The following is a 6,286-nucleotide window of genomic DNA, read 5'->3' as shown; positions in this document are numbered from 1 at the left end:
GGTGCGTCGCGAAAGACCGGTCCCCCGAAGTCCAGGGGGCCGGTCGTTTCGCCCTCGCACCCACACGAAAAAGCCGCGCTCCGATCCCTCGGAGCGCGGCTTATCGCTTGCGCGGTGGCAAGGTGATGGATCAGGTTGCGGGTTGCAAAACCGGGCGCGCCCTTGCGTAGTGGGACCATGAATGTGCTGCCTGCTTATCGTGACGCCTGGACCAACCGTGGTTTCGTCATCCCTGTCGTTCTCGGCGTTCGGCTTCTCAGTCTTGCGGTTATCGCACCGCTTCTGGGGCTTGCGGTACAGCTGGCGATCCTGGTTTCAGGGCAAAGCGCGCTGACCGATCAGGACATTGCGTATTTCATCCTTTCACCGCTTGGGTTCCCGCTGTTTCTGGCGGTGGCCGGACTGGTGCTTGTGGGCACAGTGATCGGCTTTGCGGCGATCACGCTCGACCTGCGATCGCAGGATCGGCTGGGGGTGCGGGCGATCCCCCGGGCCTTGCGGCAGGTGGTCGGGCTCTTCCCGCGCCTCATGCGCTACGCGGCGGAGCTGGTCCTGCGGGTCTTGCTGATCACCGGACCCTTTGCCCTCGTCGGGGTGCTAAGCACGCAGCACCTGCTTGGGGCCTATGACATCAACTTCTACCTCACCGAGCATCCGCCGGAATTCGTCAAGGCGGTCGCCATTGGGGTCGGGCTGGCGATCATCGCGGTGCCGCTCTTGCTGAGCCAGCTTCTCGCCTGGGCGCTGTCTCTGCATTTCGTGCTCTTTGGCGGGGCGACGGCCCATGCGAGTTTCGGGCTGAGCCGGGCGGCCATGCGCGGTCGAAAGCTGGCGCTGTTGACCAATCTGGCGATCTGGTACGGGATCCGCACGGCGCTGGTTCTGGCTGTTGGGGCGCTCTTTGTCGGGCTGTTGCAATTGGGCGCGCAGATGCCGGGCGGGGCGTTCGAGCTGCGCCTGGCGCTGGCACTGGTGCTGACATCGCTCTGGGCTGTGGCCGGGTTTGTGGTGGCGGCGATCTCCATCGGGGCACTCGCGCGGATCCTGGGGCGGAGCTACGAGGGCCCGATGACCACGCCGGAACCGCCAGCCCAGATCCCCGGTCTGCTCTCGCCCCGGCGGCTGGCTCTGGCCGCCGCAGCGCTGGTCGTGATCGGGCTCAGCTCAGCCTATGCGCTGATCGCGCAGGTTCAGAATGAAGGCCCGGTGGAGGTGATCGCCCATCGCGGGGCCGCGGGCGCTTTTCCCGAGAACACGCTTGCCTCGATCCGTGGGGCGCTGGAGGCCGGGGCGGACTGGGTGGAGATCGACGTGCAAGAGAGCGCGGATGGCACCGTGATCGTCATGCATGACAGCGATTTCATGAAGCTTTCGGCTGTGAACCTCAAGGTCTGGGACGCCACGGCAGAGGATCTGGCCGGCATCGATATCGGCTCGTGGTTCGATCCGGAATTTGCCGATGCGCGCGTGCCGACCCTGGCCGAAGTTCTGGAGGTCGTGCGGGACCGCGCGCATCTGCTGATCGAGTTGAAGTATTATGGTCATGACGAGGCGCTGGAGGCCCGCACCGTCGATCTGGTCGAGGCCGCGGGCATGGCCGATCAGGTGGCGACCATGTCCCTGAAATACCCGGCGGTCACCAAGATGAAGGCCTTGCGCCCGGACTGGCCCTCAGGCGTGCTCGCGGCCACGGCGATCGGCAACCTCGCGCGGCTCAAGGGGGAGTTCGTCGCGGTGAACAGTGCGCTGGTGACGCCCCGGCTGCTGCGGCAGGCCCATGGCGCGGGCAAGCAGGTCTTCGCCTGGACTGTGAACGACCCGCTCGAGATGCTGTCCCTGATGTCGCTGGGCGTGGACGGGCTGATCACGGACGAGCCTGCTCTCGCCCGCGAGGTCATTGCCCAACGTGACGAGCTGACACCCCATGAACGGATGGTTCTAGTGTTTCTCGAACGGTTTGGCCTGAGCCAATCGATCGAGACAGGGCGGGATAACAGCCCCTAGCCCAGCCCCGGTCGAGGCGGCTTGCGCGCTGCCCGGCGACTAGACCGCCGGATCGTGGCGGATCACGGTCAGCCCCTCATCCTCAGATGGCGGCTGAAAGAACTTGTTGACCTGATGGAACTGCGCTTCGGTCGCGGCAAAGGGATGCTCCCCGCCTGCGTTACGGGCCTTGAGCCGCGCAAGGCAGATCGCATCGGACGCCGTAAGCAGATGAAGCCGGTGATCCGCCCCCGCCTCGGTCGAGAGCCCGCGCATCCAGGCTCGGGCATCGGTGGTATTGGCCTGAAAATCCAGCACGACTGACAGTCCCGCGCGCAACAGCGCCACGATATGTGGCCCCATCGCCGCGCGCAGTCTGGTCGAGCAGCGCATGAAATCCCGGGGCGTCTCCATCTGGTCGGCAAAGAGGGTCGCGAGCCAGTCATCCTCGTTGATCCGGATGGTCTTGGGCGCGGAGGACAGCTCCGCCGCGAGGGTGGATTTCCCCGCGGCGATCTTGCCGCAGAGCATGTGGAGCACGGGGGGCTGGTCGGACATCGGGCACTCCTTTCGCGGCGCAGGACCCGGGGGAGTATCCCGTTTGAGCCCGCATTTGGCCAGCCCGGGAGGGCTCAGGTCAGCCAGGCAAAGCTGCGCGCCGCGCAGGCCACCGGGTCGATCACTTCGATATCCAGCGCTCCGGTGACATCGGCTACCACATGGACCATGCCCGCGCAGCCGAGGATCAGGGCGTCGATCCCGTCCTCGCTGGCCGCGGTGACGGCTTCGGCCATGATCGCGCGGCTGGCGGCCTCCGGGTCGCTTTCCAGGGCCAGCACGGGCACCTCGGAAGCCCGCACCCGGGCGAGATAGGCCCCCAATCCGAGCGCGGCAATGTTTCCTTCGAGCACGGGAACCGACACGCCCAGCGTGGTCACAACGCTGAACCGCCAGTGCCGGAGGGCGGCGAAATGATAGGCCGCCTGCCCGATCCCGATCACGGGACAGGCCGCACGCGCGGCTGCTGCGACCAGCCCCGTATCATCGAAACATCCGATGATGATCCCCTCGGCCCCGTCATCCGAGGCCTTGGCGACAAGTTCCAGCAAGGGGGGCGTGGCGCGCGTGCCATCGGCCTCGCCCTGGATCGCTGGCGGGCCGTCTGTCGAGGTCCAGCCGTCGAAGACTAGATCCGGTGCGGCCTGCCGGGCGGTGCGAAGCATCGCCTCGGTCATGGATGTCGTGCTGTTGGGGTTGATGATCGTGATCGCCATCACACCATGCCCTGACCCGCATCGGAGCCCTGGCGCGCGCGCCGCCGCCCAGTGAGCCAGACGATCAGCAGAAAGAGCACGATCACCAGCAGCGAGAAGACCGTGGTCAACGTGCCCAGCGCGAACAGCACCGGTGTCGTGACATTGGTGGTCATCCCGAAGATCTCCAGCGGGAGGGTATTGTGGCTGCCCGAGGTCAGCAGGGTGCGGGCGAACTCGTCATAGCTCAGCGTGAAGCCGAACAGCGCGACCCCGATCAGCGAGGGCGCGATGATCGGCAGGACCACATGGCGGATCACCTGCCAAGGGGTGGCGCCCAGATCGCGGGCGGCCTCCTCATAGCTGCGGTCGAACCGGTTGAAGACGGCGAACATGATCAGCATCCCGAAGGGCAGCGTCCAGGTGAGCTGCGCCCCAAAGCCCGAGCTGGCCCAGTGGACCGGCAGCCCCGATTGCGACCAGATCAGCCCGACCCCCAGCGACACGAGGATCGACGGGATCACCAGCGAGGTGATCAGCAGGTAGAACAACACCGTCGAGCCCGCGAAGCGCTTGCGAAAGGCCAGCCCCCCCATGACCGAGACCACCACGGTCGTCACCATCACCATCAGCCCCAGCACCAGCGAGCGCGAGAAGGAGCCCCAGATATCGCCCACCGCCTGTTGCTCGAACAGGTCACGGAACCAGTGCAGGGAGGTACCGCGCATGGGAAAGGTCAGACCACCCCCGGCCCCCTGAAAGGACAGGATCCCGATGGTCAGCGTGGGGCCGTAGAGGAAGATCAGGAAAAGGACGAAAAAGACCGTGAGCACGTAGAAGGATTTGGGGCGCGGCTCCATCTCAGAGCTCCTTCCGGATATCGACAAAGCGCAGGAGCGTCCCGATCAGGAGGAGCACCGTGACCAGCAGGATCACCGCCGTGGCCGAGGCCGAGGGGTATTGCAGCAGCCCGATATCGTTCTGGATCATCCGCCCGACATTCGCGGACTGACTGCCGGACATGAACCGCACGGTGATGAAATCACCCATCACCAGCGCTACGACAAAGATCGTGCCGATCATGATCCCGGGCTTGGTCAGCGGGATGATCACATACCACAGGGTCTGCCATCCCGAGGCACCCGCATCGGCCGCGGCCTCGATCAGGGACTTGTCGATCCGCATCATGGTGTTGAAAACCGGCACCACCATGAACAGCGTATAGAGATGGACGAAGGCGAGGATGACGCTGAAATCGCTGAAGAGCAGCCAGTCCAGCGGCTCGTCGATCACGCCCCAGGAGACGAGCGTCGAGTTTGCGAGCCCGTTGCGCCCGAGAAACGGGATCCACGAGATCATCCGGATGATGTTCGAGGTCAGGAACGGGATCGTGCAGAGCAGGAAGAGCGCGATCTGCCAGGTCAGGCTGCGAATGTGAAAGGCAAGGTAATAGGCGACCGTGAACCCGATCAGCAGGGTAAAGACCCACGTGATCGCGGCGTATTTGAACGTGTTGATGAAGACCCGGTAGGTCACATCCGAGGAGAGCAGGAATTCGTAATTGTCGAACTGAAAGGCCGGATAGATCGACCACTCCGTCGCGCCCCAGAAGCTGACCACGATGATCATCACGATCGGCGCCACGAGGAAGACCGCGAGCACGAGTGTCAGGGGGGAGGCCAGCATCCAGCCTATGAGCGAGTTGTTCCGCACGGTGCCTCGGGTCCATTGGGTCGGTCGACAGGGGTGCCGGAGGGCCTGAGCCCTCCGGCGGGATCGCGGATCAGGCCGCGATGAACTCGTTCCACTTGCGGACCATGTACTGGTTCTCGTCCATGACGGCGTTCCAGCAGGCCACAGCCCCCATGCGATCGTAGAAGGAGCCGCCATCGCGCACGGCGCCGGCTTTCTCCATCACCTGGCCGAACGGGTTGGTGATATCGCCTGCGGCTGGCTTGCCCTCGAACCAGAAGCCCCACTCGTCTTCGGACATGAAGTTCTTGGAGGTTTCCGGCACCGCCGAGTAGTAGCCCTGGCGCATCAGGAAGCCACCGACCCAGCCGGAGAGGTACCAGTTGATGTATTCGTAGGCCGCGTCGAGCTCGATACCCGAGAGCGATTTGGACAGGCCGATGCCGCCACCCCAGGACCGGTAGCCCTCTTCGAGCGGCTGGTAGACGCAGGGAATGCCCTGGGACCGCACTGCGGTGATCGCGGGCGACCACATGGACTGGATCACGACCTCGCCCGAGGCCATCAGGTTCACGCTCTCGTCGAAGGACTTCCAGAAGGCGCGGAACTGACCATTGCGCTTGGCCTCGGTGAAGATGCCGAGCGTCATGTCGATCTCTTCGCGGGTCATGTTGCCCTTGTCGGGATAGGTGTACTCACCCATGGATTCCACGACCATGGCCATGTCCATGATGCCGATGGACGAGATGTCGAGGATCGAGGCCTTGCCCTTGAACTCGGGGTTGAGCAGCTCGGACCAGTTCTTGATCGGGCGGCCGATCAGGTCCGGGCGAATGCCCAGCGTATCCGCGTTGTAGATCGTGGGGATCAGGGTCATCCAACCGGATTCCTCGGCCACAAAATCCTTGCCATTCGGGCCAGAGGTGAAGCCGACCGTGTGGGGTGCGGTGCCCTGGGCGATCACGCTGTCCGGCGTCAGTTTACCGGAGCGGAACGTGCCCACGATCTTGTCGTAATTGGCGATCTTCGAGGTATCCATCGCCTGCAGATTGCCGGTCGGCCAGACCTTCTTGCAGATCCAGTATTCGATATCGGCGATGTCGAAGCTGTCGGGCTGGGTTGCGGCCCGCTGGGTCACGCTGTCGGAATCGAGCGCGGTCATCTCGAGCGTGAAGCCGAGGTCTTCCTTGACCTTGTCGGCCACTTCATTGAGGTTAGACACCCCGGTGCCAAACTGGCGCAGTGTCACATCCTTGATGGCCTGTCCCCATACCATTGGAGCCGGAAGCGCGGCGGCCGCCACCGCCGCGCCACCTGCTTTGAGCATGGACCGGCGCGAATAGCGGATCTTTGGAATC

6 protein-coding genes are annotated in these 6,286 nt (G+C 64.4%); 1 reads left to right on the top strand and 5 read right to left on the bottom strand.

Annotated elements, in window-relative coordinates:
• Positions 1-177 precede the first annotated feature (177 nt).
• Positions 178-2,004, top strand: coding sequence for a glycerophosphodiester phosphodiesterase family protein (locus tag ACP150_RS10510; RefSeq protein WP_424966560.1), 1,827 nt, complete (start codon positions 178-180; stop codon positions 2,002-2,004).
• Between the two features lie 39 nt (positions 2,005-2,043).
• On the opposite strand, the gene ACP150_RS10505 is transcribed toward ACP150_RS10510, so the two are convergent.
• The 5 genes from ACP150_RS10505 to ACP150_RS10485 form a co-directional block, all read right to left on the bottom strand.
• Positions 2,044-2,541: an AAA family ATPase gene (locus tag ACP150_RS10505; RefSeq protein WP_424966559.1), complete on the bottom strand. Its 498-nt coding sequence runs from the start codon at positions 2,539-2,541 to the stop codon at positions 2,044-2,046.
• Positions 2,542-2,615: 74 nt separating this feature from the next.
• Positions 2,616-3,257, bottom strand: a complete 642-nt coding sequence (locus tag ACP150_RS10500; RefSeq protein WP_424966558.1) for an aspartate/glutamate racemase family protein — start codon at positions 3,255-3,257, stop codon at positions 2,616-2,618.
• The gene (locus tag ACP150_RS10495; protein WP_424966557.1) at positions 3,257-4,096 is read right to left on the bottom strand and encodes an ABC transporter permease; all 840 of its coding nucleotides are present in this window, start codon (positions 4,094-4,096) and stop codon (positions 3,257-3,259) included. Before ACP150_RS10495 ends, ACP150_RS10500 begins: the two co-directional genes overlap by 1 nt.
• Before the next feature lies 1 nt (position 4,097).
• Entirely contained in the window at positions 4,098-4,922 is an 825-nt protein-coding gene (locus ACP150_RS10490) for an ABC transporter permease (protein WP_424966556.1), read from the bottom strand.
• A 97-nt stretch (positions 4,923-5,019) separates the two neighbouring features.
• Entirely contained in the window at positions 5,020-6,285 is a 1,266-nt protein-coding gene (locus ACP150_RS10485) for an ABC transporter substrate-binding protein (protein WP_424966578.1), read from the bottom strand.
• Between the last annotated feature and the right edge of the window lies 1 nt (position 6,286).

This window comes from Dinoroseobacter sp. S375 (assembly GCF_049800775.1).
GTDB lineage: Bacteria > Pseudomonadota > Alphaproteobacteria > Rhodobacterales > Rhodobacteraceae > Dinoroseobacter.
Note: the sequence above shows the minus strand (reverse complement) of the source record. Positions and strands in the feature narration are given on the sequence as shown.

Coding starts and splice junctions, on each gene's coding strand:
- ACP150_RS10505 (WP_424966559.1), bottom strand. CDS start 2,541: ATGTCCGACCAGCCCCCCGTGCTCCACATGCTCTGCGGCAAGATCGCC.
- ACP150_RS10495 (WP_424966557.1), bottom strand. CDS start 4,096: ATGGAGCCGCGCCCCAAATCCTTCTACGTGCTCACGGTCTTTTTCGTC.
- ACP150_RS10500 (WP_424966558.1), bottom strand. CDS start 3,257: ATGGCGATCACGATCATCAACCCCAACAGCACGACATCCATGACCGAG.
- ACP150_RS10510 (WP_424966560.1), top strand. CDS start 178: ATGAATGTGCTGCCTGCTTATCGTGACGCCTGGACCAACCGTGGTTTC.
- ACP150_RS10490 (WP_424966556.1), bottom strand. CDS start 4,922: ATGCTGGCCTCCCCCCTGACACTCGTGCTCGCGGTCTTCCTCGTGGCG.